We start from the raw sequence: 26,587 nt of genomic DNA, 5'->3' as shown, positions 1-26,587 counted from the left end.
GACGGTCGTTCATTGCCCGGTGTCCACGGCGGGGGACAGGCTCACCTGAAACCGACCGCCGCCGGCCGGCCCCGTGCGCGGCCGGCGGCGGTCCGTCCAGCCGAAGGCCCTTCGAGGAGAGACGTTGACCAGGTCCGGCCAGGAATACCTCGCATCGCTGCGGGACGGGCGCGAGGTGTGGCTCGACGGCGAACGCGTCGCCGATGTCACCCGTCACCCCGCCTTCCGCAACACCGCGGCATCGATCGCGCGGCTCTACGACCTGGCACACGACCCGGAGTACGCGTCCGTGCTCACGGCGGACGGCGCGCATCGCGCGTACAAGGTCCCGCGCTCGTACGAGGACCTCGTCGCTCGGCGCCGGGCGTACAAGGTGTGGGCCGAGTCGAGCTTCGGCTTCCTCGGGCGTACGCCGGACTACATGGCGGGCGGGGCGGCCGGATTCGCGGCGGCGCCTGGGCTGTTCACCACCGAGGGCTTCGACGGCGCGGACAACGCGGTCGCCTACCACCGCAGGCTGGCCGAGGGTGACCTCTACCCCACGTTCACCATCACCAACCCGCAGATCGACCGTACGAAGGCGGCGTCCGAGCAGGAGGAGGACGACCTGGTCGTCCGGGTCGTCGCGGAGAAGGACGGCGGGGTCGTGGTGCGCGGCGCCAAGATGATCGGCACCGCGGCCGTCTTCGGCAACGAGGTCATCGTCGGCACGATCGAACCGCTCGCGCCCCAGGACGTCGACCACGCCCTGTGCTTCTCGGTGCCGATCGGCACACCGGGCCTCAAGTTCCTGTCCCGGACCTCCTACGAGGCGCAGGCCCGCAGCGTCTTCGACAACCCGCTCTCGTCGCGGTTCGACGAGAACGACGCGCTGCTGGTGTGCGACGACGTGTTCGTGCCGTGGGAGCGGATCCTGACCTACCGGAACGTCGACGCCACGTTCGGCATGTGGTGGCGCACCCCGGCGTACGTGAACTTCGTGCACCAGGCCGCCACGCGCTTCTGGACCAAACTGGAGTTCCTGACCGGGATCGCCATCCTGCTGACCAAGGCGAACAACACCTACCAGCTGCCGCCCGTCACCCAGGCGATCGGCCGGCTGATGGGCCGGGTGGCGCAGGCGAAGGCGTTCGTGCTGGCGGCGGAGGCGTCGTACGAGGAGGTCGACGGCGGGCGCGGCGGTGTGATGCCGGGCAAGGAGATCTCGTTCGCGCAGCGCATCATGGCGGGCGAGCTGTACCCGGCGGCTGTGCAGGAGATCAAGACGCTGGCGGGCGGCGGAGTCATCCAGCTCCCCGCGTCCGCCGACGACCTGCTCCACCCCGAACTGGGCCCGCTGGTGCGCAAGTACATCCGCTCGCCGGGCCACCCGGCCGAGGACCGGATCAAGCTGCTGAAACTGGCGTGGGACGCGCTCGGTTCGGAGTTCGCCTCCCGCCACGAGCAGTACGAGCGCTTCTACCACGGCGCGCCGCACGTCTATCTGATGCAGCAGGCGTGGGAGGGCGACACGGACAGCTGCGAGGCGCTGGCGCGGGCGTGCCTGTCGGGGTACGCGCTCGACGAGAGGACCCGGCAACGGTGACCCCCGACCGCACCGCGGACGCGACCCACGCCGACCGGGCCGCGTCCGGGGCCGGCCGCGCGCTCCCGCTGCTCGCCGCCACCCAGCTGCTGCTGATCATGGACACCGCGATCGTCAACGTCGCCCTGCCCTCCGTCGGCGACGACCTCGGGTCCGGCTCGGCGGGGCTGTCGTGGGTGGCCAACGCCTACCTCATCACCTTCGGCGGGCTGCTGCTGCTCGGCGGCCGGGCCGCGGACCTGTTCGGGCACCGCAGGCTCTACCTGGCCGGTCTCGGGCTGCTCGCCGCCGCGTCCGCCGCGGGCGGCGCCGCCGGCAGCGCCGGGCTGCTGATCGCCGCCCGCGCCGCGCAGGGCGTGGGCGCCGCACTCGCCGCGGCCGCCGCGTTCGCCCTGCTGCTCACTCTCTTCCCCGACGGACCCGGCCGGCACAAGGCACTCGGGGTGTTCGCCGCGATGGGCGGACTGGGCGGGGTGCTCGGCACGGTGCTCGGCGGCGTACTGACCGACCTCCTCCGCTGGCGCTCCACGTTCTGGCTCAACGTCGTCGTCGCGCTCGTCCTCGCCGCCGCCGCACTGCGGCTGCTGGGCCCTGTCCGGGCGACCTTCTCGGGCCCGCGACGACAGCTACGGCACCTCGCCGAGTTGTTGGAGTCGCCCAAGTACGTCCAGTACGAGGACGATCCTCCGCCTTGCGATGCGTCCCCTCGGCCCCTGCGGGCCTGGGGAGACCCCATGCATCTGACGCCGCGGGCTGATCCTCAAAGGTCGCCCGGACAGGACCCGGCCCCCGGCTCCCGCGGCCGCGAAGGCGGCTTCGACCTCGGCGGCGCCCTCACGGCGACCGGCGGGCTCGGGCTTCTCGCGTACGCCCTCGTCGGCGCGGGCGAGGCGGGCTGGACCGGCACGCGGACGCTCGTGAGCGGTGCGGCTGGGCTCGCCCTGCTCGCCGCGTTCGCGTTGCTGGAGCGGCGCATCGAGCGGCCGCTCGTGCCGCCCGCCGTGCTGCGCCGTCCCGCCCTGCGGCTCGCCAACCTCCTCGGCGCACTGGCCCAGATGGCGCTCTTCCCGATGTTCTTCCTGGTCAGCCTCTATCTGCAGAGCGTGCTCGGCCAGTCCCCGCTGACCGGCGGACTCGGCCTGCTGCCGCTGTCCCTGGTCGTGGTGGCGGTCGCCCCGCAGACCGGCCGGCTCATCGGCCGGATCGGGCTGCGGCGCACCATGACCCTCGGCTTCGGCCTGCTGCTCGCCGGCATGGTCTGGCTCGCGCTCGCGCTCGACGCCGACGGCACCTTCCCGAGCACCGTCCTCGCCCCGAGCCTCGTCCTGGGCGTCGCCCTGCCGCTCGTCATGGTCACCACCAACGTGGCCGCCACCGCCGACGCGTCGCCCCACGAGACGGGGCTCGCCTCCGGACTCGTCAACACGAGCCAGCAGTTCGGCTCGGTCCTCGGCCTCGCGGTCCTGGTCGCCGTCGCGACCGCCGGCGGCACGGCGGCCGGCGACGCCGCCGCCGAGACCGCGGGCTTCAGATCCGCCCTTCTGGCCGGAGCCGCGTTCGCGGCCCTGGCCGCCCTGCTCTCCTCCCGGCTGCGGCTGCCCGCGCCCGCCATGGCGCCGCCACGCCAGGACCGGGTCGGCGGCGCCGTGGAGTGACCGGGGGCGGGACGGTGCCCCGGCGGGAGCCGTGCGGCCCTGCGGCACTGCGGCGCCCGCGCACCGCCCGCCCCACAACCCACCAGTGAACCGTTCTGTCCGAAGGGACATTCCGTTGACCCTGTACGACCTTGTCGCGCCCGGTCTCGATGTGCTTGGCGAACCGCGTTACCGGATAGCGGAGATACGCGCGGCGGACCCGCTCGGCGCGGACGCGCTCCTCGCCGCGCTCCCCGCGATGAACGCGGCAGCCGACGTGCCCGCGCTCACCGTCGCCCTGCGCACCCTCGTACCCGACGAGGACCGGGTGGCCTCGCTCGGGATCGTCGACGCGCTCGCCGCGATGCGCGACCTCGGCATCCTCCTCGGCTCGCTGAAACGTCACGGCACGCAGCCGATCGCGGCCGTGCCGGAGGTGCTGCCCGTCCTCGAGGAACTGGGCCGACGCACCGACATGGTCCCGCGTGACACCGTGCACCACTACACGACCTGGAACCCGTCGGGCAAACGCCGGCGGATGTACACGGGCGACCCCATGGAGGGCAACCTCCAGGACGCCGTCCGTATGGTCTTCCCCAGCCTCGTCGCCTCGCTCGACACCTGCGCGGAGCTGGCCCGCCTGGAGCCGTACGATCCCGGCTTCGCCCTCGCCCTCGACCGCGTCGCCCGCCAGGTGCAGGCCATGGTCGACGCCATCGACTTCACCGTCGACAGCGTCTCGCCCGTCTTCTTCGCCCGCGAACTGCGCTCCTACTTCGAGGAGATCGATGTCGCGGGCCGCGACTACCTCGGCCCCGCCGCCGCCCAGGTCCCGCTGTGGCTCGTCGATCTGACGGTGTGGCAGTGCGACCGGGGCAACGAGCGCTACGACGCCTTCCTCGAGGACTCCGTCCAGTACAGCCTGCCGTCCTGGCGCGCCCACTACGCGGCCCACCGCGGCGGTGTCTCCGCGGTCTCCAAGCTGTCCGCCGCCTTCAGCTGGGAGGGCGGCGGCCGCGTCCCCGCCGCCCTCACCGCCTCCGCCGTCTCCCTCGCCCGCGTGCTGCGCATCCTCAAGACCTTCCGCGCCCGCCACCTCACTATCGCCCGCAAGGCCTACAGCGAGGAGGTACGGCTCTACGACGCCGGCAGCGGCGGCGCCCCGGTCGCCCTCCTGCGCTCCGTGCTCGACCTGACCCGCGACAACGAGACGCTGGTGCGCCGCTCCGTGGAGCCGCCCGCCGCCGCGCCTGCCCGCTGACCGCCGGAGGAGAGCCACAGGAGTTCGAGGAGATTCGTCCCCATGACCCACATCATGATCGCCGGCGGTGGCATCGCCGGCCTGACCGCGGCGCTCGCCCTGCACACGGCCGGCTTCGAGCGGATCACCGTCGTCGAGGCGACGCAGGAGATCCGCCCCGTCGGCGCGGGCCTGAACATCATGCCCAACGCGGTGCGCGAACTCGACGCGCTCGGCGTGCTCGACCCCATCGAGGAATGCGCCGTCCGCACCCGGGAGCTGCGCTACTACCACCGCAGCGGCGGCCTGATCTCGCGTGATCCGCGCGGACTCGGGGCCGGTTACCACTGGCCCCAGCTGTCCGTGCACCGCGGCGACCTGCAGCGCGTGCTCGCCGAGGCCGTACGGGCGAGGCTCGGCGAGTGTGCCCTGCTCAGCGGCGTACGCGTCATCGGCGTCGACCCGCTCCCCGACGGCCGCCCGCGCGTCACCCTGGAGCACAGCGACGGCGCCATGCGCGGCCGCGCCTCGCTGGAACCCGATCTGCTCATCGGCGCGGACGGCATCCGCTCCGCCGTACGCGCCGCGCTCAACCCCGGCGAGGGGGAACCGCCGTGGAACGGGATGCTCGTCTGGCGCGGCGTCTCGCGCGTGCCGGCCGACCGTGCGGGCGACTTCATGTTCATCGCAGGGGACGACCGGCTGCGGGCCGTGGTCTACCCGATCTCCGAGCCCGCCGACGGCGGCGACGTCCTCGTCAACTGGGCGCTCGCCGCGCCCTCCGAGACGGCCGGGGGCACCTTCCGCGGCGACTGGAACCGGGCCGTCCCCGTGGACACCTTCGCGGGCCGCTTCGAGGGCTGGGAGTTCGACGGGGTCAGCGTCCCCGAGGTGCTCGCCGCCGCCGACGCCGCGTACGAGTACCCGATGGTGGACCGTGATCCGCTGCCGTCCTGGTCCAGGGGCCGTACGACGCTGATCGGCGACGCCGCCCACGCGATGTACCCGATCGGCTCCAACGGGGCGACCCAGTCCATCGTCGACGGCCGCGCCCTCGCCCACGCGCTGGCCCGCCACCGTGACCCCGTGGCCGCGCTCGCCGCCTACGAGGCGGACCGGCGGCCGGCCATGACCCGGCTCCAGCTGTCCAACCGGCAGCAGGGCCCCGAGGTGGTCATCAACCTGGCCCACCGGCGTGCGCCCGGCGGATTCACCGACATCCACGACGTGATCCCGGCCGCCGAACTCGCCGGGATCGCGGCACGCTACGCGGCCACCGGCGCGTTCGACCCGCGGAGCGTGAACCAGGGCTCCCCGTACGGAGGAACGCTGCACCGGTCGTCGTAGGGGGGTACTCCTCACACGGGTTTGCGCGCCCTGGTCGGGGACGGCCAGGCACATGGCGAGTGAGCCGAAGGGGCGCGCGGGTGTCGAAAGCGAGAACGCGCGGAGGCTGCGAGTGGGGGCACCTCCCAGCGGTAGCTGGGGGAGAGCAGTCGAGCACGATCGACCGTCGACACACGCTCAAAGCGCCCCGTGGGGGTCCCCCGGCGCAGCCAGGGGGAGAACCGAGCCCCAAAAGGGGGCGCCATGCGCCGTGGTCGGGGAGGAGCGGGTGCGACTACCGTCGGGAACGACGGAAAAGGGCGCACACCGTCGTGCGTCCGCTCGGATGCGTACATCCCCTGCGAAGGTGGGACCTGTGAAGGCCATTCGTCGATTCACCGTCCGCCCCGTCCTCCCCGAACCACTGCAACCGCTCAGCGGCCTGGCGCGCAATCTGCGCTGGTCCTGGCACACCGAGACCCAAGAGCTGTTCCGCTCCGTCGATCCCGAGGGGTGGCAGGCCGTCGCCGGCGATCCCGTGCGGCTCCTCGGGAACGTGTCCGCCGCCCGGATGGCGGAACTGGCGAAGGACCGGCGCTTCCTGCGCCGGCTCGCCGCGGCCGCCGACGACCTGGACGACTACCTGCACGGCCGCAGGTGGTACCAGTCCGGGAACGGTGGGCCCGACACCCCGGAATTCCCCGCCGCCATTGCCTACTTCTCGCCGGAGTTCGGTGTCACCGCCGCCCTGCCGCAGTACTCGGGCGGCCTCGGCATCCTCGCCGGCGACCACCTCAAGGCCGCCAGCGACCTCGGCGTGCCGCTGATCGGCGTCGGCCTGCTCTACCGGCACGGCTACTTCCGTCAGTCGCTGTCCCGCGACGGCTGGCAGCAGGAGCACTATCCCGTGCTCGACCCGAACGAACTGCCGCTCGGCCTGCTGCGGGAGGCCGACGGCGCCCCGGCCCGTGTGTCCCTCGCCCTGCCCGGCGGCCGCCTGCTGCACGCCCACATCTGGGTCGCCCAGGTCGGCCGCGTCCCGCTGCTGATGCTCGACTCCGACGTCGAGGGCAACGGGCAGGGCGCCCGCGACGTCACCGACCGGCTGTACGGCGGCGGCAGCGAGCACCGCCTGCTCCAGGAGATGCTGCTCGGCATCGGCGGTGTGCGGGCGGTCCGCGCGTACTGCCGGATCACCGGGCACGCGGCGCCCGAGGTGTTCCACACGAACGAGGGCCACGCCGGGTTCCTCGGCCTCGAACGCATCCGTGAGCTGGGCGAGCGTCCGGGCCTCGGGTTCGACGCCGCCCTCGAAGCCGTGCGCGCGGGCACGGTGTTCACCACCCACACCCCGGTGCCCGCGGGCATCGACCGCTTCGACCGCGAGCTCGTCGCCCGCCACTTCGCGGACGATGCCGAGCTGCCCGGAGTGCCCGTCGACCGCGTGCTCCAGCTGGGCACCGAGAGCTACCCCGGCGGCGAGCCGGGCGTGTTCAACATGGCGGTGATGGGGCTGCGCCTGGCCCAGCGCGCCAACGGCGTGTCCAAGCTGCACGGAGCCGTCAGCCGCGACATGTTCTCCGGCCTGTGGCCGGGCTTCGACGCGGCCGAGGTGCCCATCACCTCGATCACCAACGGCGTCCACGCGCCGACCTGGGTCGCGCCCGAGGTCTTCCGGCTGGGGGCGCGCCAGATCGGCGCCGGCCGCGCGGAGGACGCGCTGTCGGTCGGCGGGTCCTCGCGGTGGGACGCCGTCGCCAACATCTCCGACGCCGACATCTGGGAGCTGCGCCGCTCGCTGCGCGAGCAACTGGTGCACGAGGTGCGGGAGAGGCTGCGGGCCTCCTGGCGCCAGCGCGGCGCGGGCGCGGCCGAACTCGGCTGGATCGACGGGGTGCTCGACCCCGACGTGCTCACCATCGGGTTCGCCCGGCGGGTGCCCTCCTACAAGCGGCTCACCCTGATGCTGCGCGACCGCCGCAAGCTCACCGAGCTGCTGCTGCACCCCACGCAGCCGATCCAGATCGTCGTCGCGGGCAAGGCGCACCCCGCCGACGACGGAGGCAAGCGTCTCGTACGAGAGCTGGTGCGCTTCGCCGACGACCCGAAGGTGCGCCACCGCATCGTCTTCCTGCCCGACTACGGCATGGCGATGGCGAAGAAGCTCTACCCGGGCTGCGACGTGTGGCTCAACAACCCGCTCCGCCCGCTGGAGGCGTGCGGCACCAGCGGCATGAAGGCCGCGCTGAACGGATCCCTCAACCTGTCGGTGCTCGACGGCTGGTGGGACGAGTGGTACGAGCCGGACTTCGGCTGGGCGATCCCCACCGCCGACGGCGCGGCCACCGACGAGGACCGCCGGGACGAACTGGAGGCGGCGGCGCTCTACTCGCTGATCGAGGAGCGGGTCGCCCCCCGCTTCTACGACCAGGGCGCGGGCGGCCTGCCGGACCGCTGGATCGAGATGGTCCGCCGCACCCTGACCACGCTCGGCCCCAAGGTGCTCGCGGGCCGCATGGTGCGCGAGTACGTCCAGCGGCTGTACGCCCCGGCCGCGAAGGCCCACCGGGCCCTGGACGCGCCGGCGGCCGAGGAACTGGCGGAGTGGAAGGCGCGGGTGCGGGCGGGCTGGGCGCAGGTCGCGGTCGACCACGTGGAGGCCGTGGACCAGGACGCGGGTGCGGGTGCCGCGGCGACGGCGGGTCTCGGGTCCACGCTGACCCTGCGGGTGCAGGCCCGACTCGGTGAACTGCGGCCGGACGACGTGGAGGTGCAGGCGGTGGCGGGCCGGGTCGACTCCGACGACGCGATCCGCGACGCCCAGACCTTCCCGCTGAAGCCGTCGGGCCGCCCGGATCTGGAGGGGCGCTGGGTGTACGAGGGCCCGATGGCGCTGGACCGCACGGGACCGTTCGGCTACACGGTCCGGGTGCTGCCCGCGCACCGGCTGATCCCGGCGGGTGCGGACATGGGTCTGGTGGCGCTGCCGCCGGAGGCCGCGGGGCAGGAGGCGGGCGTGCTGATGCGCTGAGCGGTCGCGCCGCACGGGCACGGTCCTTCCGGTATCCGGAGGGGCCGTGCCTTTGTGCTGCCCGGCCGGGCCGCGTGCTTTTCTCACGCCGTGAACCCGAAGGCTTGACGTGTTCATGGGATGCCCCTAGGTTCCTCCCGCATCACGGCGTTCACCACCCGGCTCAACGTTCATCCATGTGAACCGAGTTGGGTGATCCCCCGACCGGAAGGCACCCCCCATGCGCACCGGAACCCGCAGGCACGCCCTGCGCCGGCCGAGAGCCCTCCTCCTCGCCCTGTCCATAGGTGTCGCCGGCGTTCTCGCCGCCGCCCTCGTCGCCCCCGCGTCCGCCGGCAAGGCTCCGGCGGACCCCCGGCCCGCCGCCGTCGCCGCGCCGGCGGTCTTCACCCACCCCGGCGTTCTTGTCAGCCGGCCCCAGCTCGACTTCGTGAAGTCCCGGGTGCAGGCCGGGGCGCAGCCGTGGAAGGCCGCCTGGGACCAGATGGCGGCGAGCAAGTACGCCTCCCTCTCCCGCGTGCCCAAGCCGCGCGCCGTCGTCGAGTGCGGCTCGTACTCCAACCCCAACTACGGGTGCACGGACGAGCGCGAGGACGCGATCGCCGCGTACACCACCGCCCTCGCCTGGTACATCACCGGCGACAGCCGCTACGCGAAGAAGTCCATCGAGCTCATGGACGCCTGGTCGGCCGTCATCAAGGACCACACCAACAGCAACGCCCCGCTCCAGACCGGCTGGGCCGGCTCCTCCTGGCCGCGCGCGGCGGAGATCGTCAAGTACACCTACCCGGGCGGATGGCCCGACTCCGGCCGCTTCGCCACCATGCTGCGCACCGTCTACCTCCCCGAGGTCGCAGGCGGCTCGCACTCCAACGGGAACTGGGAACTGAGCATGACCGAGGCCGCCATCGGCATCGCGGTCTTCCTGGAGGACCGGGCGGCGTACGACAGGGCCGTCGCGAAATTCCGCGGCCGGGTTCCCGCGTACATCTATCTCACCAGCGACGGCTCCCTGCCGAGAACGGCGCCCGGCAGCGGCCTCGACACCCGGGACGAGATCATCCGCTACTGGCAGGGCCAGTCGACCTTCACCATGAACGGCATCAGCCAGGAGACCTGCCGCGACCTCACCCACGCCGGCTACGGGTTCTCCGCCATCTCCCACATCGCCGAGACCAGCCGTATCCAGGGCCAGGACCTCTACCCCGAGATCGCCGACCGGCTGCGGCACGCCCTCGGCCTGCATGCCAAGTACCAGCTCGGCGTCGAGCCCGTGCCCGGCAGCCTGTGCGGCGGCACCCTCAAGGACCGGCTCGGCCCCGTCACCGAGGTCGGCTACAACGCCCTGGCCCACCGCATGGGCTACGGGATGACCAACACGCTGCGCCTCACCGAGCAGCAGCGGCCCGCGGGGACCAACAACCTGTTCGTGGCATGGGAGACCCTGACCCACGCGAACAACCCCTCCTAGGCCGGCACTTGCCGACCCGGCCGGACCGGCCCCCGGTCCGGCCGGATGCCCTGCCGGTGACCGTTCCATGACGCCGACGTGCAGGCGATGTGACCGAGACGTGATGGTCACCGATGACGCGATGTCGGACATGTGATCTTGTGAGGTCGCACCGTTCATGTCATAGTCCCGTTCCGCTTCTGCAGGTCGCACGGGGTCGGAACCAGGATGCGGACAGGGGAGTCGGCGGAGCGGGGAGGCTCCGTTTGACATCGGCCGGGCCGGCACCGACGTGCAGGGCCGGCGGCGTCCGGCACGCTCGCACCGGCCGGCAGAGGCGGAGGTTGCCCGGACCACCGGTCCGGGGCCGCCTCGCGGACCAGTCACATGGATGCCGTGCCGCTCCCGTCGGAGGAAGCCGCACGGCACAGCAGGGGGTGGGGGGAAGGATGCCGACTGTCGGCACACGTACGGCCCGGGGGGTGACGGCGCTCGCTCTGGGAGCCGCGGTCACCCTGCTCGGGCAGGCCGCGGCACCGGTGCCGCAGGCCGCCGCAGCGACGGGCTGCGCCGGAGCGCAGAACGACTTCAACGGTGACGGCATCCGCGACATGGCCGTCGCGGACCCGGAGGCCACGGTCTCCGGCAAGGAGCGTGCCGGGCAGATCCACATCGTCTACGGCGGCGGCAAGGGCACGTTCGCCCTGTCGCAGGACTCGCCGAACGTGTCCGACGGGGCCGAGACCGGCGACCAGTTCGGCTTCTCGTTCGCCGTCTACGACGCCAACCTCGACGGGTGCAGCGACATCGCCGTGGGCATCCCGTTCGAGGACATCAACCTGACCGGCCGGACCGTCAAGGACGCCGGCCTCGTCCACCTGATCTACGGCTCGCCCACCGGCGTCGCCTCGGCCGGACTCGGCACCTACGGCTTCCGGCAGGGGGCCGACGGGAAACTCGGCGGCGGGTACGAGGCCGAGGACTGGGTCGGATACGCCGTAGCCGCGGGCAGGTCGGCCACCAACATCCCCTTCCTCGTCATCGGCGCCCCGGGCGAGGACGGCACCGGGGGCCAGGACATGGGGATGTTCCACTACGTCTACGGCACCGGCTACAACGTGGCGCACATCGCCCAGGACAGCGCCGGCGTGTGGGAGGACCCCGAGCCCAACGACCGCTTCGGCGCGTCGATCGCCGCCACCGACCGCCACTTCGTCGTCGGTGCGCCCGGGGAGTCCACGGCCACCACCACGCAGAACGTCGAGTTCGCCGGCGCCGTGATCGCCTTCCGGCCGTCGATCAACACCGACGGCATCCCGGACCCGCTCTTCGGCATGGGGCAGGGCCGCAGCGGCAGCGCCGACACCACCGCGCAGGCCGGCGACCAGTACGGCACCTCGCTGGCCATGGCGCCCTACCGCCCCGCCGGTGCCACCGCGAACAACGACTCGCTCCTCGCGGTCGGCGTCCCCGGCGAGGACCTGGCGTCCACCGTCGACGCCGGCGCCGTGCACACGTACCACATCAAGGCGGACGGAACCGTCCAGCACCTCAAGTGGATCGACCAGAACCAGCCGGACGTGGAGGGCGCGGCCGAGGCGGGCGACTTCTTCGGCCAGCGGCTCGCCGCGGTCAACACCTCGCCGACCGTGACGGGTTCGGCGGCCACGATGCGCCTGGCCGTCGGCGCACCCGGCGAGGAGTCCGCCGAGGAGTACCCGGAGGAGGGCGGGGTGCAGATCCTGCCGCTGCTCGGCGAACCGGGTACCGGTGACAGCTGGATCTCGCCGGGGAACGGTATACCGGCCGCCCGTGCGCCCCGCATGCTCACCGGCATGGGCCTCGGTGCGAGCCCCGGCTCTCTGTACGTCGGTGTCCCGTACGGGCCCGTGGCGAACAGGGCCGTACACGCCTTCCCCTGGAACACCCCCAACGGCGGTGCGCCCACGCAGACCTGGCGCCCCGGCGAGGGCGGCATCACGCCGGACAACGTCTCCTTCGGCGCGTTTCTGAGCTGACGGGCGCGCCCGGTCCGCGCCGTGCCCAGGGGCACGGCGCCGCTGCGCCCTGCCGTGACGCACGGCCGCTGCCGGCCCGCCCGCGCAAGGGCGGCGCCCGGCCCCGCCGCGCCACGAGGAAGCCGCCCGCCCTCCACGGGACCCACCGCCCGCCCGTACGAGGCCGGCGCCCGCTCTCCGGTGGAACCTGCCCGGTGCGCGACGCGGCGACGCTCCCGGCTCCCGCACGGTCGTCCGCACATGACGACCGCCGACCACAAGGCGCACGCGGCCCCGAACCCGCGACGGCGCGGACCGCAGCACCCCCATCGACACCCGTGGGCGCCCGGCAGGGCGCCGACGCCGAGAACCTCCGGCGGGAAGCCGCCGGCAGCAAAGGGGAGGTACCAACGCAGTGACCAGTCCAACGCGTCGGCCACGACGCACCATGCGGCGACGAACGGCGTTCGCCGCCGGCGCCCTCGTCCTGACCGCCTCGGCCCTGGGCGTCAGCCCGCCGGTCCACGCCGCGGTCGCGGCCGGCTGCTCGGGCGTGGAGTCGGACTTCAACGGCGACGGCATCCGTGACACCGCGATCGCCGACCCGGAGGCGACCGTCAACGGCAAGACGCGGGCGGGCCTCGTGCAGGTCGTCTACGGCGGCGGCAAGGGCACTCTGCAACTGTCCCAGGAGACGGCCGGCGTCCCCGGCGGCGCCGAGAACGAGGACCAGTACGGCTTCGCCCTCGCGGTCTACGACGCCGACGCCGACGGCTGCAGCGACCTCGCCGTCGGCATCCCGTACGAGGACCTGGAGACTCCCGACTCCGGGCTCGTGCAGATCGTCTACGGCTCGCCGACCGGCCTCCTCGGCGGCAAGGGCGTCAGAGAGCACAAGCAGGGCGCGACCTACTCGCTGGGCGGAGGCGACGAGGCCGGTGACTGGACCGGCTACGCCCTGGCCGCGGGCAAGGCCGCCGGGGGCAGCTCCTACCTCCTGATCGGCGCTCCCGGCGAGGACATCGGCACGGTCGCGGACACGGGGGCGTTCTTCTACGTCTCAGCCGACGCGACCACCGCCCTGGGCAACCACCAGGACACCGAGACAGCGGGAGCCGTACCCGGAGTCGCCGAGACCGACGACCGGTTCGGCGCCTCGCTGGCGGCCACCCCCACGCACTTCGCGGTCGGCACACCGGGCGAGGCGCTGGGCACCACCACCTTCGCGGGCGGTGTCGCGGTCTTCAGCCACACGCTGGTCTCCGGCCACCCCAAGCCCCTCGTGGGCCTGGGCCAGGACCAGGACACGATCAACGGCGCCGAGGAGGTGGGTGACGGCTTCGGGACCGCTCTCGCCATGGTCCCGTACCGCCCCTCCGGGGCCACCTCGACCACCGAGTCGCTGCTCGCCGTGGGCGTGCCGGGCGAGGACCTCAAGAGCGTGGTCGACGCGGGTGCCGTACAGATCTTCCGGATCACGGCCGGCGGCAGCTTCACCGAGACCATGTGGATCGAGCAGGACACCGCCGACGTCGAGCAGGCGGGCGAGCCGGGCGACTTCTTCGGTCAGCGTCTCGCGGCCGTGAACACCGCGCCCACCAGCACCACTTCGGTCACCAACACCCGGCTCGCGATCGGCGTCCCCGGTGAGGAGTCGGCAGAGGAGCACCGCGAGAAGGGCGGCGTCCACATCGTGCCCATGGTCGGTGCGCCCGGAGCGTCCGACTCCTGGATCGACCCGGGCTGGGGCATCCCCGGCGAACCGGCCCCCACCCAGCTCGCGGGACTCAGCCTGGCGGCGTCCCCGGGCGGGCTGTACGTCGGCATGCCCTACGGGCCGGCGGCGGGCCACGCGGTCCACCTCTTCCCGTGGAACGTCGCGAACGGCGGCGCTCCCACGCAGACATTCAGGCCCGGCGAGGGCGGCATCCCCGCGGGCGACACCGCCTTCGGTGCGGCGGTCCGCTGATGAACCACAAGGAGAACGGACACGTGTCCAGACGTATACGACGCGGCCTCGTGCTGCGCGGCGCGATCGCCGCGGTGGCGGCCGGCGCCGTACTGACCGGCGGCTTCAACGCGCTGCCGGACGAGCCGGACGGCGCCGACGCCGCACCGAAGCAGACCGCCGTCGGCACGGGGACCCCCGTGCAGACGGAGGCCGAGGCCCTCGCGGTCGCGAAGAAGAGCAACAAGAAGATCGAGATCCTCGGCATGCGCACGGCACGCCGTGAGATCTACGCCGAGCCCAACGGGACGTTCACGGCCCGCGAGTACACCGACCCGATCCGCACCTTCCAGAACGGCTCGTGGGTCGACATCGACAGGACCCTGGTGCGGCAGTCCGACGGCAGCGTGGCGCCCAAGGCGACCGCCGTGGCCCTGTCGTTCTCCGACGGCACGGCAGGCAAGCCGTTCGTCACGATGCAGCAGGCGGGCCGCGAGCTGTCGCTGTCCTGGCCGTACGGAAAGCTGCCGGCGCCCGTCCTCGACGGGGAGACGGCCACCTACAAGGACGCGCTGCCCGGTGTGGACCTCGCGGTGCGCGCGGAGGCCGACGGGTTCGGTCACCTGCTGATCGTCAAGACCCCCGAGGCCGCGGCCGATTCGAGGCTGGCCCGGCTCGACCTCGGTCTGAAGACCGACGGTCTCAAGGTCAAGGAGGACGCCACCGGCGCGCTCAAGGCCGAGGACGCCGCCGTCGGCGGCACCGTCTTCGAGGCCGGCAAGCCCGCCATGTGGGACTCGGCCGCCGTCAAGGAGGCCGCCGCCAGGAAGCAGGGCCCCCAGGCCGTCTCCAAGGCGCTCGCCGCCGCGTCCGCGGACGCGTCTCCCGCCCCGTCCGTCGCCCCGGAACCCGCCCTCGCGGGCCCCGGCGGCGGCGGAAAGACGTCGCCGCTGGGCGTCGAGGTCGGCAAGGGGAAGCTGTCCCTGGTGCCCGACCAGAAGCTGCTCAAGGGCAAGGACACCGTCTTCCCGGTCGTCATCGACCCGATCCAGCGCACCACTTCGCGCACCGCGTGGACCGGCGTGATGTCGGGCATGCCGAGCGAGCAGGACTGGAAGTACTCCGGCAGCGCCGGTGTGGGCAAGTGCCCGACGGACTACAGCCCGGTGTCCTGCAACGGCGTGGGTGTGCGGCGGCTGCTGTTCACGATGCCGATGTCGTTCTACTCGGGCAAGCAGATCCTCGGCGCCACGTTCTCCGCACGTGTCGAGCACATCTACAGCGCCTCGCCGACCGCCGAGCCGATCCGGCTCTACCGCATCGGTGGCAAGAACTACAGCATCACCTCCTCCTCCAGCTGGTCCAACACCTCGGACGACTGGCTCGACCACATCGGCACGGTCGACAAGGCGATCTCGCCGACCAGTTGCTCCAGCCAGGCCAACCTGCACTTCGAGGCCGGCTCCACGGGTGAGCTGACCACCGAGGTGAGGACAGCGGCGGCCGAGGGCTGGTCCTCGATGACGCTCGGCCTGCGCGCCGCCGACGAGACCCGGCTGCCCGAGTGGAAGCGGATCTGCGGCAACGCGTACCTCTCCATCAGCTACAACAACCTGCCGCGCAAGATCACCTCGCTGTCGCAGAACCCCGGCGGCGTGTGCACCGCCGGTACCGGCCGTCCCTACGCCGAGGTCCCGCCGCAGCTCCAGGCCATCGCCAGCGACCCGGACCACACGAGCACCAGCACCGACAAGGTGAAGGTCGAGTTCAAGGTCGACTGGACCGACCCGGTCACCAAGGAGCCCAAGAGCTACACGTACCTCACCCCGACCTGGCTGGCGCCGACCTCCGGGACGAAGTTCACCCACACGGTGAAGTCGACGATCCCGCAGAACACCGTCATCTACTGGAGCGCCCGCGCCTACGACGGTGACGGCTACGGCCCGTGGAGCTACGACGGCGACTCCGTGCGCTGCGAGTTCATCTACGACCGGACGCTGCCCGGCAAGCCGAACGTGCTGTCCAAGCAGTACCCGTCCGACAGCGTCTACCACGACGGCGTCGGCACCTACGGCTCGTTCACGTTCTCCCCGAACCCGAACGACTCCGTGCCGGACACCGACGTCGTCAAGTACCGGTACGCCTTCGACAGCGTGGCCACCCCGACCACCACGGTCAACGCCACATCCGCCGGCGGTCCCGCGACCGTGAGCTGGATGCCGACGCGTTCCGGACGGCACTGGGTCGACGTCGTCGCCGTCGACAAGGCGGAGAACCCGAGCACCAAGGCGCACTACGAGTTCCTCGTCACCGAGGGCACCCCGGTCGCCGCCCAGTGGAACCTCGCCGACGCGCCCACCAGCACCGAGGCGCACGACGAGACCGGAGCCTTCTCCGCGGACGCGGGCACGGGCGTCACCTTCGGTGTGGAGGGCCCCGGCGGCAAGGTCGACGCGGCCGCCCGCTTCGACGGCACCTCCGCCGCCTACGCCGACGTCAACGAGACGGTCCTCGACTCCTCGAAGAGCTTCAGCGTCAGCGCCTGGGTCCGCCCGAAGGGCACGCCGACCCGTGACATGGCCGTCGTCAGCCAGGACGGCACCGGCGAGCCCGGCTTCACCCTCGGCTACGACCACACGGCCGGCACCTGGGCGTTCTCCGTCCCGGTGACCGACGTGGACTCGCTCGGCGAGTGGAAGGCCGTCGCCACCGGTGTCAGCGTGGTCCCCGACCAGTGGGTCCTGCTGACCGGCGTCTACGACGCGACCAAGTCCGAACTGCGGCTGTACATCAACAAGGACTCCAAGGGCGTCGCCTCGCGCCGCTCGGTGTGGCGGTCCTACGGCCCGCTGCAGCTCGGCCGCACCACGGCGAAGAGCGGCTACCGCGACAACTTCGACGGCGACCTCGCCGAGGTCCGCGTCTTCGACCGTGTGCTGCCCGCCGCCCAGGTGGCCGAGATGATGACGGTCAAGCCGCAGCGCAAGAACTACTGGCAGCTGGACTCGGCCACGTCGGGCTCGTCCCCGGACACAGGGACGGGGCAGGCGCTGACGCTGGCGGGCAACGCGTCGGTCTACAACGCGCCGTCGGACGACCCGTACTTCGAAGGCCCCTTCCCGATGGTGGGTGCCGGTCATCTCGTGCTCGACGGCGACGGGGACTACGCGTCGACCGGTACCGCACCGGTCACCGGCGCCGCTAGCTTCACGGTCTCGGCACGGGTGCAGCTCACCACGCTCGACGCGGTGAAGGCACAGACCGTGCTCTCGCTGCCGGGCGCCGCGGCGAACCGCCTCTCCGTCCGTTACCGGCCGGGTCCGGACGCGTCCACGCCGTCGATGTGGGAGCTCGCGGTCGCCGAGTCCGACTCGGCCACGGCGACGGTGAAGTCGTTCACCGACGACCAGGCGCTCCCGGACACCGACCCGGCCGGCCAGCACCTGGCCGTCGTGTACGACGCGTTCGCCAACCAGATCCGGCTGTACGTGAACGGCCAGCTCGCCGACATCGCGCACGGTTCCGACGACACCCTGTGGGCCGCCACCGGCGCCCTCCAGGTCGGCCGTTCGGCACTCGGCGGCGGCAGCGAGTACTTCGCCGGCGCGATCGACGAGGTCCGCGTCTACAGCGGAGCCGCGGACAAGACCGCGATCCAGCAGATGTCCAACCCGATGGCTCTGCCCGACATGTGATCCCCGACGGGCGGGCGGTCCGGCCTCCCGGGGCCGGCCCGCCCGCCCGCTCGGTTTCCGTCCCTTTCTACGTGTGGAGACACGTGATGCCATTTCGTGGCCGGTTGCTGAACCGGCGCATACCCGGGCGGCTGCTCGCAGCGACCGCCTTGGGAGTGACCATCGCCTTGACCGGCGGTACGGTCCAGGCGATGCCGCTCACCCTGCAGGAGCAGGGCCGGGGCAGGCCCGGCGTGCAGGACCTGGGCGATCCCGTCGAGGGCAAGGACGCCAAGGCCGCACCGCGTCCGGCCGATCCGGCGAAGAAGGCCGCGGTCACGACGCTCGACAAGGCGGTCTGGCCCGGCGGCGGCAGCGCCGAACTCGCCGTCGCCTCCGCCACGCCGAAGGAGACAACGGTCGGCGGCCTGCCGGTCGCCGTCTCCTCGGTGCCGGCCAAGGGGGCGAAGCCGGCTCGCACGGCATCCGCCCAGGACGCCCCCGCCAAGGTCACCGTCGACGTCCTGCCCGCCAAGCGGGCCGCCGAGCTCCACGCCGCCGCGCTGCTGCGCGTCGAGCGCGCCGACGACCGGGCGAAGGACGCCACGGTGCGTCTGACCGTCGACTACTCCTCCTTCGCCGAGGGCTACGGCGGCTCGTACGCCTCCCGCCTGCACCTGGTGCAGCTGCCCGCCTGTGCGACCGTCGCGACCCCCGGCAGCAAGGCGTGCCCCGAGCTGCCGAAGCCGCTGCCCACCGTCAACGACCCCGAGGACCGCACGGTCTCCGCCTCCGTGGTCGCGGCTCCGGCGCCGGAGTCCGGCCCGTCGACCATGGCCGTCGAGGGCACCTCGCTCGTGGCGCTCGCGGCCGGGCCGTCCTCGGCGCAGGGCTCGTACAAGGCGACCCCGCTCTCCCCCTCGGCGAGCTGGAGCGTCGCCAACTCCTCGGGCGGCTTCAGCTGGAACTACCCGATGCGTACGGTCCCCACGCCGGGCGGCCTCTCCCCGACCATCGGCCTCGGCTACTCGTCGCAGTCCGCGGACGGCCGCACCTCCACGACCAACAACCAGGGTTCGTGGATCGGCGAGGGCTTCTCGTACGACCCCGGCTACATCGAGCGCCGCTACAAGCCGTGCGCCGACGACGGCCACTCGACCTCCGGTGAGCAGTGCTGGGCGTTCGACAACGCCTCGATCATGCTCAACGGCAGCTCCAGCGAGCTGATCAAGGACGACAAGACCGGCGCCTGGAAGTTCTCGTCCGACGACGGCACCAAGGTCGAGAAGCTGACCGGTGCGACGAACGGCGACAACGACGGCGAGCACTGGAAGGTCACCACCGCCGACGGCACCCAGTACTGGTTCGGCCTCAACCGCCTGCCCGGCTGGGCCACCGGCAACGAGACCACCGACTCGGCCTGGACCGCCCCCGTCTTCGGCGACGACTCCGGCGAGCCCTGCTACAACGCCACGTTCACCAGCGCCCACTGCAAGCAGGCGTGGCGCTGGAGCCTGGACTACGTCAAGGACACCCACGGCAACGTGATGTCCTACTTCTACGCCCCCGAGACGAACCACTACGCCCTCAACGGCAAGACGGACGTCAACGGCACCGCGTACCACCGCGGCGGCTACCTGAAGCGCGTCGACTACGGCCAGCGCGACGGCTCCGTCTACGCGGCCAAGGCGCCCGCCCGGGTCGTCTTCGGCGTCACCGAACGCTGCCTGCCCACCGCCGACTTCGACTGCGCCGAGTCCAAGCGCACCAAGGCGAACGCGGCACACTGGCCGGACACGCCGGTCGACCAGGAGTGCAAGGCCGACACCAAGTGCACCGTCGGCCAGACCTTCTGGACGACGAAGCGTCTGACGAGCATCACCACGCAGATGCGCAAGAGCGCCACCGAGTACCAGGACGTGGACGCGTGGACCTACACGCACGTGTTCACCGACAACGGTGACGACTCCAAGACCCTGTGGCTGTCGAAGCTCGACCACGAGGGCCGGGTCGGCACCGCGGCGAAGCTGCCCAGCCTGGAGCTGTACGGCGAGCAGCTGGTCAACCGGGTCGACGCGATCGGCGACAACATCGCGCCGTTCCACCGCTACCGCCTCGCGGCCGTCCTGAGCGAGACCGGGGCGCAGCTCGACATCAACTACGCACCGACCGAGTGCACCAAGGACGCACTGCCCAAGCCGGGCGAGTCGACCAAGCGCTGCTACCCGGTCAAGTGGGCCCCGCCGGGCACCATCGAGCCGATCACGGACTGGTTCCACAAGTACGTCGTCGCCGAGATCGTCGAGACCGACCGCACCGGCGGCGGCGACTCGCTCGTCACGCGCTACGACTACAACGGCGCCGCGGCCTGGCGGAAGGCCGTGCCGGACGGCATCACCGAGGACAAGTACCTCACCTGGGGCGGCTGGCAGGGCTACGGCAAGGTCACCGTCACCTCGGGCAGCGCCGACCAGCAGACCTCGCGGGTCGACTACACGTACCTGCAGGGCATGGACGGCGACAAGGACCCGGCCGGCGGCACCCGTTCGGTGAAGGTCACCGACTCGACGGGCGTCGAGTACACCGACTCCGAGGAGTTCACCGGCCACCAGCTGGAGGCGCACACCTACGACGGGACCAAGCTCGTCTCCAAGGTGATCAGCGAGCCCTGGAAGGCCGTCACCGCCACGCAGACCCGCAGCTGGGGAACGTCGCATTCGGTCATCGTCCGTTCTGACACGGAACGCGGCTACAGCCTGCTGTCCGACGGCACGTGGCGCCAGACGAAGGCCACCACCAAGTACGACACGGTCAACGGAACCGGTCGCGTGGTGGAGGTCGACGACCAGGGTGACGTATCGACCACGGCCGACGACACCTGCACCCGCACCTGGTACGCCGACAACGTGGGCGCGAACATCCTCTCGCTGCCGTCGCGCAGCGAGGCGGTGGGCGTGGGGTGCTCGGTCACACCCGACCGGAGGACGCAGGTCCACGCCGACGAGCGCACCTCGTACGACGGCAAGGCGTTCGGCCAGGCACCCACCCTGGGCGATGCCACCACCACGGAGCGCCTGACGTCGCACAACGGCACGACCGGCACCTACCAGGTCACCGGCACCACCACGTACGACGCCTTCGGCCGCCCGCTGTCCCAGACGGACGCGGCGGGCGCCGTGACCAAGACGGCGTACACGGATGTCAACGGCCTGATCTCGCAGACGAAGAACACCAACGCGCTGGGCCACATCACGACCACCGACTACGTCCCGGCCTGGGGCATGTCGGCCGGCCAGACCGACCCGAACGGCAAGCGCACGGATCTCGCCTACGACGGCCTCGGCCGCCTGACCTCGGTCTGGCTGCCGGACCGCGTGAAGACGCAGACCCCGAGCATCAAGTACTCGTACAACGTCCGTCGCGACAAGGTCACGGCGATCCGGACGGAGAAGATCGAGAACGACGGCTCGTACGGCTCCGAGTACCAGCTGTACGACAGCCTGCTGCGCCCGCGTCAGCTCCAGACCGAGGGTGCGGGCGGCACGCGCATGGTCGCGGACTCGTTCTACGACGGCACGGGCAAGGTCAAGAAGACCCACGCAACGTACAACGCCGCCGGGGCGGCCTCCGACGAGCTGCTGATCGTCCGCAACGGCGAGGTCGGCCGGCAGAGCCTGATGGAGTACGACGGCCTCGGCCGCATGACTGCCCAGATCCTGGCCGTGTCCGGTGTCGAGCAGTGGCGGACCACCACCACGTACGACGGGGAGCGCACCACGGTCGACCCGCCGAAGGGCGGCGTGCCCACCACCACGATCACGGACTTCGCGGGCAACACCAAGGAGATCTGGCACTACCGGGGTGACTCCCCGAACCCGCTGTCCGGTTACGACGTCACCAAGTACACGTACACGCCCAAGAACCAGCTCGAGACGGTCACGGACGCCCAGGGCAACGTGTGGCGTTACGAGTACGACCTGCTGGGCCGCAAGACGAAGAGCATCGACCCGGACGCGGGGACGTCGACCACGCAGTACGACGCCTCGGACCGCGCCGTCTCGGCGACGGACGGCCGGGGCAAGAAGATCTCCACCGTCTACGACAAGCTGGGCCGCACCCTGTCCACGTGGCAGGGAGAACCGACCACGGGTACCAAGATCACGGAGACCCGGTACGACAAGGCCGGGCTGCTGGGCCACGCCTGGGCCATGATCAGCTACATCTCGCCGACGGAGTCGTTCGGCACCGTCACCCAGACATGGGACGACTTCTACCGGCCGCTGAAGACGAACTATGTGGTCCCGCCGTCCCAGGGGGCGCTGGCCGGGACGTACACCTACACGGCGGCCTACAACCGCGACGGAACCGTGCAGTCGAACGGGCTGCCCGCCGCCGGTGATCTGCCGGCGGAGGTGCTGGTCAGCGGCTACGACAACCTGCAGCGTCCCACGACGCTGACCGGTTCGACGCCCTATGTCACCGACACCGTCTACTCCGGACAGAGCGAACTCCGCCAGCTGGAGCTGTCCACCGGCACCGGCAAGAAGGTCTGGCAGACCTTCGACTACGAGACCGGCACCGACCGCATGACGCGCATGGTGGTCGACGTCTACGGAGCGTCCGCTCCGGTGAAGGAGGCCAACTACTCCTACGACCAGGCGGGCAACGTCCTGTCGATCGCGGACACGTCGAACACCGCCTCGCCGGACGTGCAGTGCTTCGGCTACGACTCGCGCAAGCGTCTCGCGGAGGCGTGGACCCCGGCGTCGGGCGTGGCCGACGGGTCGGGCAGCGGCACGATCGGCTCGACCGCTCCGGTCGGGGGGTCCGGGCCCGCGGCGTGTCAGTCCGCTCCGGGGGCGAATCCGCTCGGCGGTCCGGCCCCGTACTGGAAGTCGTACGTCACCGATGCCATCGGCAACCGGACCTCGGAGACCGTCCACGACACCGGCCTGAACCCCGCGAAGAACATCACCCGCACGTACACGTACGGCGGCGCGGGCGCGCTGGGCGACGGTCCGCACCAGCTGACCAAGGTCGTGGAGAGCACGCCGACCGGCGACAAGCAGTCGACCTACGAGTACGACGCAAGTGGCAACACCACCGAGCGCACCACGGGTGGTGACGCACAGGTGCTGGAGTGGACCGATGCGGGCAAGCTCGCCAAGGCGACCGAGGCCGACGGCTCCACCACGACGTACCTGTACGACAGTGACGGCAACCGGGTCCAGCGCAAGGACCCGACGGGCACGACGGTCTACCTGCCCGGCATGGAGCTGAAGCTCTCCGCCGACGGTACGAAGACGGAGGCCACCCGCTACTACTCGCACGCCGGCCAGACGGTCGCGGTCCGCACGAACGACGGCAAGGTGTCGTTCCTCGCCTCCGACCACCACGGCACGGGCGAGCTCGCCATCGACGCCGTGACGGGTTCCGTCTCGCAGCGCCGCTTCGACCCCTTCGGTGTCGACCGGGGTGAGGCGACCGGCACCTGGCCGGGTGAGAAGGGCTATGTCGGCGGCACGATCGACAAGTCGACCGGGCTGACCCATCTGGGCGCGCGCGAGTACGACGCGGTCATCGGCAAGTTCATCTCCGTCGACCCGATCATCGATCACAAGCAGCCGCAGCAGATCAACGGCTACAGCTACGCCAACAACTCCCCGGTGACCCACGCCGACCCGAGCGGCATGATTCTCGCGGAGTGCTGGCAGGGCCTGATCGAGTGCGAGGGCGGCAAGCCGGTCACGGACAAGGTCAAGCAGGCCGAGCACACCGTCACCAAGGCAACGAACGACCTCGCCGGAGCGCAGGGTCAGCAGAGTGCGGCCAAGCAGCGGATCAAGTCCGCGGGCAAGGCCCTGGTCAAGATCGTCCGGGACATCCTGGGTGTGGACGCCGCGCTCGACTGTGTCTCCAGCGGAGACATGGGCGCCTGCGGCGAGACGCTGCTCAACATCGCCGGCAGCTTCGCCGGTGGTCTCGCGGGCAAGATCCTGGCCAAGTACGGCGCACCGTGGAACTGGGCCAAGGGAGCCAAGCTCGCCAAGCGCGTGGTCGGCCTGGTCGGCGACCTGATCGGCGGAGTCAAGGACCTGTGGAAGGCCAACAAGGCCGTCGACAAGGCGAAGGACGGGCTGTCCAAGGCGAAGGACGCGTTGGCCGCGGCCAAGAAGAAGGCCGCGGAAGCTCTCAAGAAGAAGAAGAGCGAGTGCCACAGCTTCCTGCCCGGCACGAAGGTTCTTCTGGCCGACGGTACGACCAAGCCGATCGAGGACGTCGCGCTCGGCGACAAGGTCACCGTCACCGACTCCGAGACCGGCGAGACGACGGTTCGCGAGGTCGCGGGCACCATCGTCACCGAGGACGACAAGCACTTCGTCGACCTCACGATCGCGGGTGAATCCGGTACGCCCGAGGCCCTGATCGCCACCACGACCCACCCGTTCTGGGTGGTCTCCGAGCGCGAGTGGATCAAGGCGGGCGACCTCCGTCCCGGAATGACTCTGCTGACCCCGACGGGTGACACGGTCGAGGTCACGGACACGCGTCACTTCGACAAGCGCCAGCGCACGCACGACCTCACCGTCACGGGCATCCACGCGTACTACGTCCTGGCAGGGACCGCTCCGGTCCTCGTGCACAACTGCGACGTCGCACTCGGAATGAAGGACGAGGGAACCTACACCTGGGCAAACGAAAAGAATTTCAAGCACTTCGACGGTGTCGAGGACTGGCAGGGGCCGGTGGAGAACGCCATCGCGGACCCCAATGTCCGCCTTCATGTCAACATGAAGGGAATCCCGTCCTTCTCGGACGCCGCGAAGGACGGACTCAACCCGACACATCCCTATGCGACCGACATCGAGATGGGCATGATCGCCAGGGCCGTGGTGAACGGCAAGCGTTCCTGGGATTCCATCAAGTTCTACCGGCCCAATGCCAAGGGGACGCTTGTGGAGCACAAGATTCCGGAACCTGACTGGTCGACCTTCGGGCGGATCCGGCCGTACATCAACGAACCAGGGCCCTCATGCGGGTGCTAGTCACGATTCCAGGGGGTTCCTGAACCAGTGAATGCCATCGACAGCGATCTCTACGCGGACGTTCTCGCGATGGGTGGTCTGGCCGAGTCGATCGAGTCCGTGGCCCGCAGCCGGGGCGTCGATGTGGGCAGGGTCGCCGGGCAGGGCTCCTCGGGGGCGGGACAATCCGTCGGGGCGGAGCTGGAGTCGAGCCGGGGGACGCTGCACGTGTCGCTCGGTACGGAGTCCAGAACGTTCTTCCTGGGCATCTACGAGCGCAGGTTCGTCTGGGCGGAAGGTGCGACCGAAGAGGTCGACGAGCTCGTCGACGCCATCGCGGCATGGCGGGGAGGGATGCCGGTGGACGACTTCGCCGGCGCATTCCCCTTCATGACGCCCGGGCGGCTCGCCCGGGCCCGCGAGTCCGGAGACGTCACCCGCGCCCAGTGGGACTGGCTGTGCACCGCCGAGGTGTACGCGGACGAACGGAGCCTGGTTGCGGCCTTCCACGCGGACGGGCGCTTTCACCGGCTGTTCCCGAACCTGAGTCACGGAGTGCTGAGGCTGAGCTTCGGCAACGGTGTGCAAGGAGCACGAGAACTGCACATCGAGCCCTTGGGCAGCGGTGCGTACCGGGTCGCCGACACGGATCACGCCGAGCCGGCGGAGGTCGTGGCCTCCGTGGGTGAGGCGGTGGCCGCCGCAGCGCGTCGTATCTCCGGCAGTTGAAGGACACCATGCAGGGATCCGGAGCCGCGTGAGTGTCTCCGTCTGGACCGCCCCCAGCACCACCGGGGGCGGTCCTCCTCGTTGTCCACGTCCGTCGCCACCGCAAGCGGTCGAGGGCTACTGCTCCTTGGCGGCCAGGAACGGGGCCAGTGCCTCCGTCACGTACGCCTCGACGGCGCCCTTGTCGATGCCGAGCGCCGAGAGCGGGCCGCTGCCGTCCTCCGCCTCCAGCAGGGCCAGCAGGATGTGCTCGGTGCCGATGTAGTTGTGGCCCAGCCGAAGGGCTTCGCGGAAGGTGAGCTCCAGGGCCTTGCGGGCCCGGGCGTCGTACGGCGCGACCTCGGGGAGGTCGTCGGCGGCCGGGGGCAGCGCCGCCGTCACCGAGGCGCGGACCCGGTCGGCGTCGGTGCCCAGCGTGGTGAGCGCCTTGGCGGCGAGGCCCTCGGGCTCGGCGAGCAGGCCGAGGGTCAGGTGCTCGGTGCCGACGTGCGCGTTGCGGGCCTCGCGGGCCTCGTTGGCGGCCGCCGTGACGACGTTCCTGGCCCGCGGGGTGAACCGGCTGAAGCCCTGGTCCGGATCGAGGGCGAGGGGCTGGTCGGACCCCTTGGTCACGAAGCGTTTCTGGGCGGCCTGCTTGGACACGCCCATGGACGTGCCGATCTCGGTCCACGAGGCGCCGGAGCGGCGGGCCTGGTCCACGAAGTGGCCGATGAGGTGGTCGGCGATGTCGCCGAGGTGGTCCGCCGCGATGACCGCGTCGGACAGCTGGTCGAGGGGCTGGGAGTGCGCCTTCTTGATGGCTTCGATCAGATCGTCGAGCCGCACGGGGTGCGTGAGACGCACAGGATCGGTATCCGTCATGCGACAACCTTAGGTTGACGATGACCGGATCGTCAACCCTCGGTTGACGATCGTGGTCGGCAGTCGCCCGGCGACGGAGCCGCCCGG

The 26,587-nt window shown here is 71.3% G+C and carries 12 protein-coding genes; 11 read left to right on the top strand and 1 reads right to left on the bottom strand.

The window, feature by feature from the left end; genetic code table 11:
- Positions 1 to 124: 124 nt before the first annotated feature.
- The 11 genes from ACF08N_RS17345 to ACF08N_RS17295 all read left to right on the top strand — a co-directional run bounded on the left by ACF08N_RS17345 (position 125) and on the right by ACF08N_RS17295 (position 25,639).
- A complete protein-coding gene (locus ACF08N_RS17345; protein WP_392325474.1) occupies positions 125 to 1,585 on the top strand; it encodes a 4-hydroxyphenylacetate 3-hydroxylase family protein in 1,461 nt (486 codons plus the stop codon).
- A 98-nt stretch (positions 1,586 to 1,683) separates the two neighbouring features.
- Positions 1,684 to 3,240, top strand: a complete 1,557-nt coding sequence (locus ACF08N_RS17340) for an MFS transporter (RefSeq protein WP_392325695.1) — start codon at positions 1,684 to 1,686, stop codon at positions 3,238 to 3,240.
- A 115-nt stretch (positions 3,241 to 3,355) separates the two neighbouring features.
- Positions 3,356 to 4,480 carry a monodechloroaminopyrrolnitrin synthase PrnB family protein gene (locus tag ACF08N_RS17335; protein WP_392325473.1) on the top strand — a complete coding sequence of 375 codons (1,125 nt, stop codon included), beginning with the start codon at positions 3,356 to 3,358 and terminating at the stop codon, positions 4,478 to 4,480.
- 42 nt (positions 4,481 to 4,522) lie between these two features.
- Positions 4,523 to 5,806: a flavin-dependent oxidoreductase gene (locus tag ACF08N_RS17330; protein ID WP_392325472.1), complete on the top strand. Its 1,284-nt coding sequence runs from the start codon at positions 4,523 to 4,525 to the stop codon at positions 5,804 to 5,806.
- Positions 5,807 to 6,161: 355 nt separating this feature from the next.
- Positions 6,162 to 8,816, top strand: a complete 2,655-nt coding sequence (glgP, locus tag ACF08N_RS17325) for an alpha-glucan family phosphorylase (protein WP_392325471.1) — start codon at positions 6,162 to 6,164, stop codon at positions 8,814 to 8,816.
- A 220-nt stretch (positions 8,817 to 9,036) separates the two neighbouring features.
- Positions 9,037 to 10,287 (top strand): alginate lyase family protein, encoded by a 1,251-nt coding sequence (locus ACF08N_RS17320; protein WP_392325470.1) that lies wholly within the window; start codon positions 9,037 to 9,039, stop codon positions 10,285 to 10,287.
- Positions 10,288 to 10,748: 461 nt separating this feature from the next.
- Complete coding sequence (locus ACF08N_RS17315; protein ID WP_392325469.1) at positions 10,749 to 12,284, top strand: FG-GAP repeat domain-containing protein; 1,536 nt, start codon at positions 10,749 to 10,751, stop codon at positions 12,282 to 12,284.
- A 427-nt stretch (positions 12,285 to 12,711) separates the two neighbouring features.
- Entirely contained in the window at positions 12,712 to 14,232 is a 1,521-nt protein-coding gene (locus ACF08N_RS17310; protein ID WP_392325468.1) for an FG-GAP repeat domain-containing protein, read from the top strand.
- 23 nt (positions 14,233 to 14,255) lie between these two features.
- Positions 14,256 to 17,906, top strand: coding sequence for a LamG domain-containing protein (locus ACF08N_RS17305; RefSeq protein WP_392325467.1), 3,651 nt, complete (start codon positions 14,256 to 14,258; stop codon positions 17,904 to 17,906).
- 191 nt (positions 17,907 to 18,097) lie between these two features.
- Positions 18,098 to 24,931: a polymorphic toxin-type HINT domain-containing protein gene (locus ACF08N_RS17300; protein WP_392325466.1), complete on the top strand. Its 6,834-nt coding sequence runs from the start codon at positions 18,098 to 18,100 to the stop codon at positions 24,929 to 24,931.
- 27 nt (positions 24,932 to 24,958) lie between these two features.
- The gene (locus ACF08N_RS17295) at positions 24,959 to 25,639 is read left to right on the top strand and encodes a DUF6193 family natural product biosynthesis protein (RefSeq protein WP_392325465.1); all 681 of its coding nucleotides are present in this window, start codon (positions 24,959 to 24,961) and stop codon (positions 25,637 to 25,639) included.
- A gap of 117 nt (positions 25,640 to 25,756) precedes the next feature.
- Here ACF08N_RS17295 and ACF08N_RS17290 read toward each other — a convergent pair whose 3' ends face one another.
- Positions 25,757 to 26,500 carry a Clp protease N-terminal domain-containing protein gene (locus tag ACF08N_RS17290; RefSeq protein ID WP_392325464.1) on the bottom strand — a complete coding sequence of 248 codons (744 nt, stop codon included), beginning with the start codon at positions 26,498 to 26,500 and terminating at the stop codon, positions 25,757 to 25,759.
- Positions 26,501 to 26,587: the final 87 nt, after the last annotated feature.

This window comes from Streptomyces sp. NPDC015127 (assembly GCF_043080095.1).
GTDB lineage: Bacteria > Actinomycetota > Actinomycetes > Streptomycetales > Streptomycetaceae > Streptomyces.
This window is presented reverse-complemented; position numbering and strand designations above follow the sequence as displayed.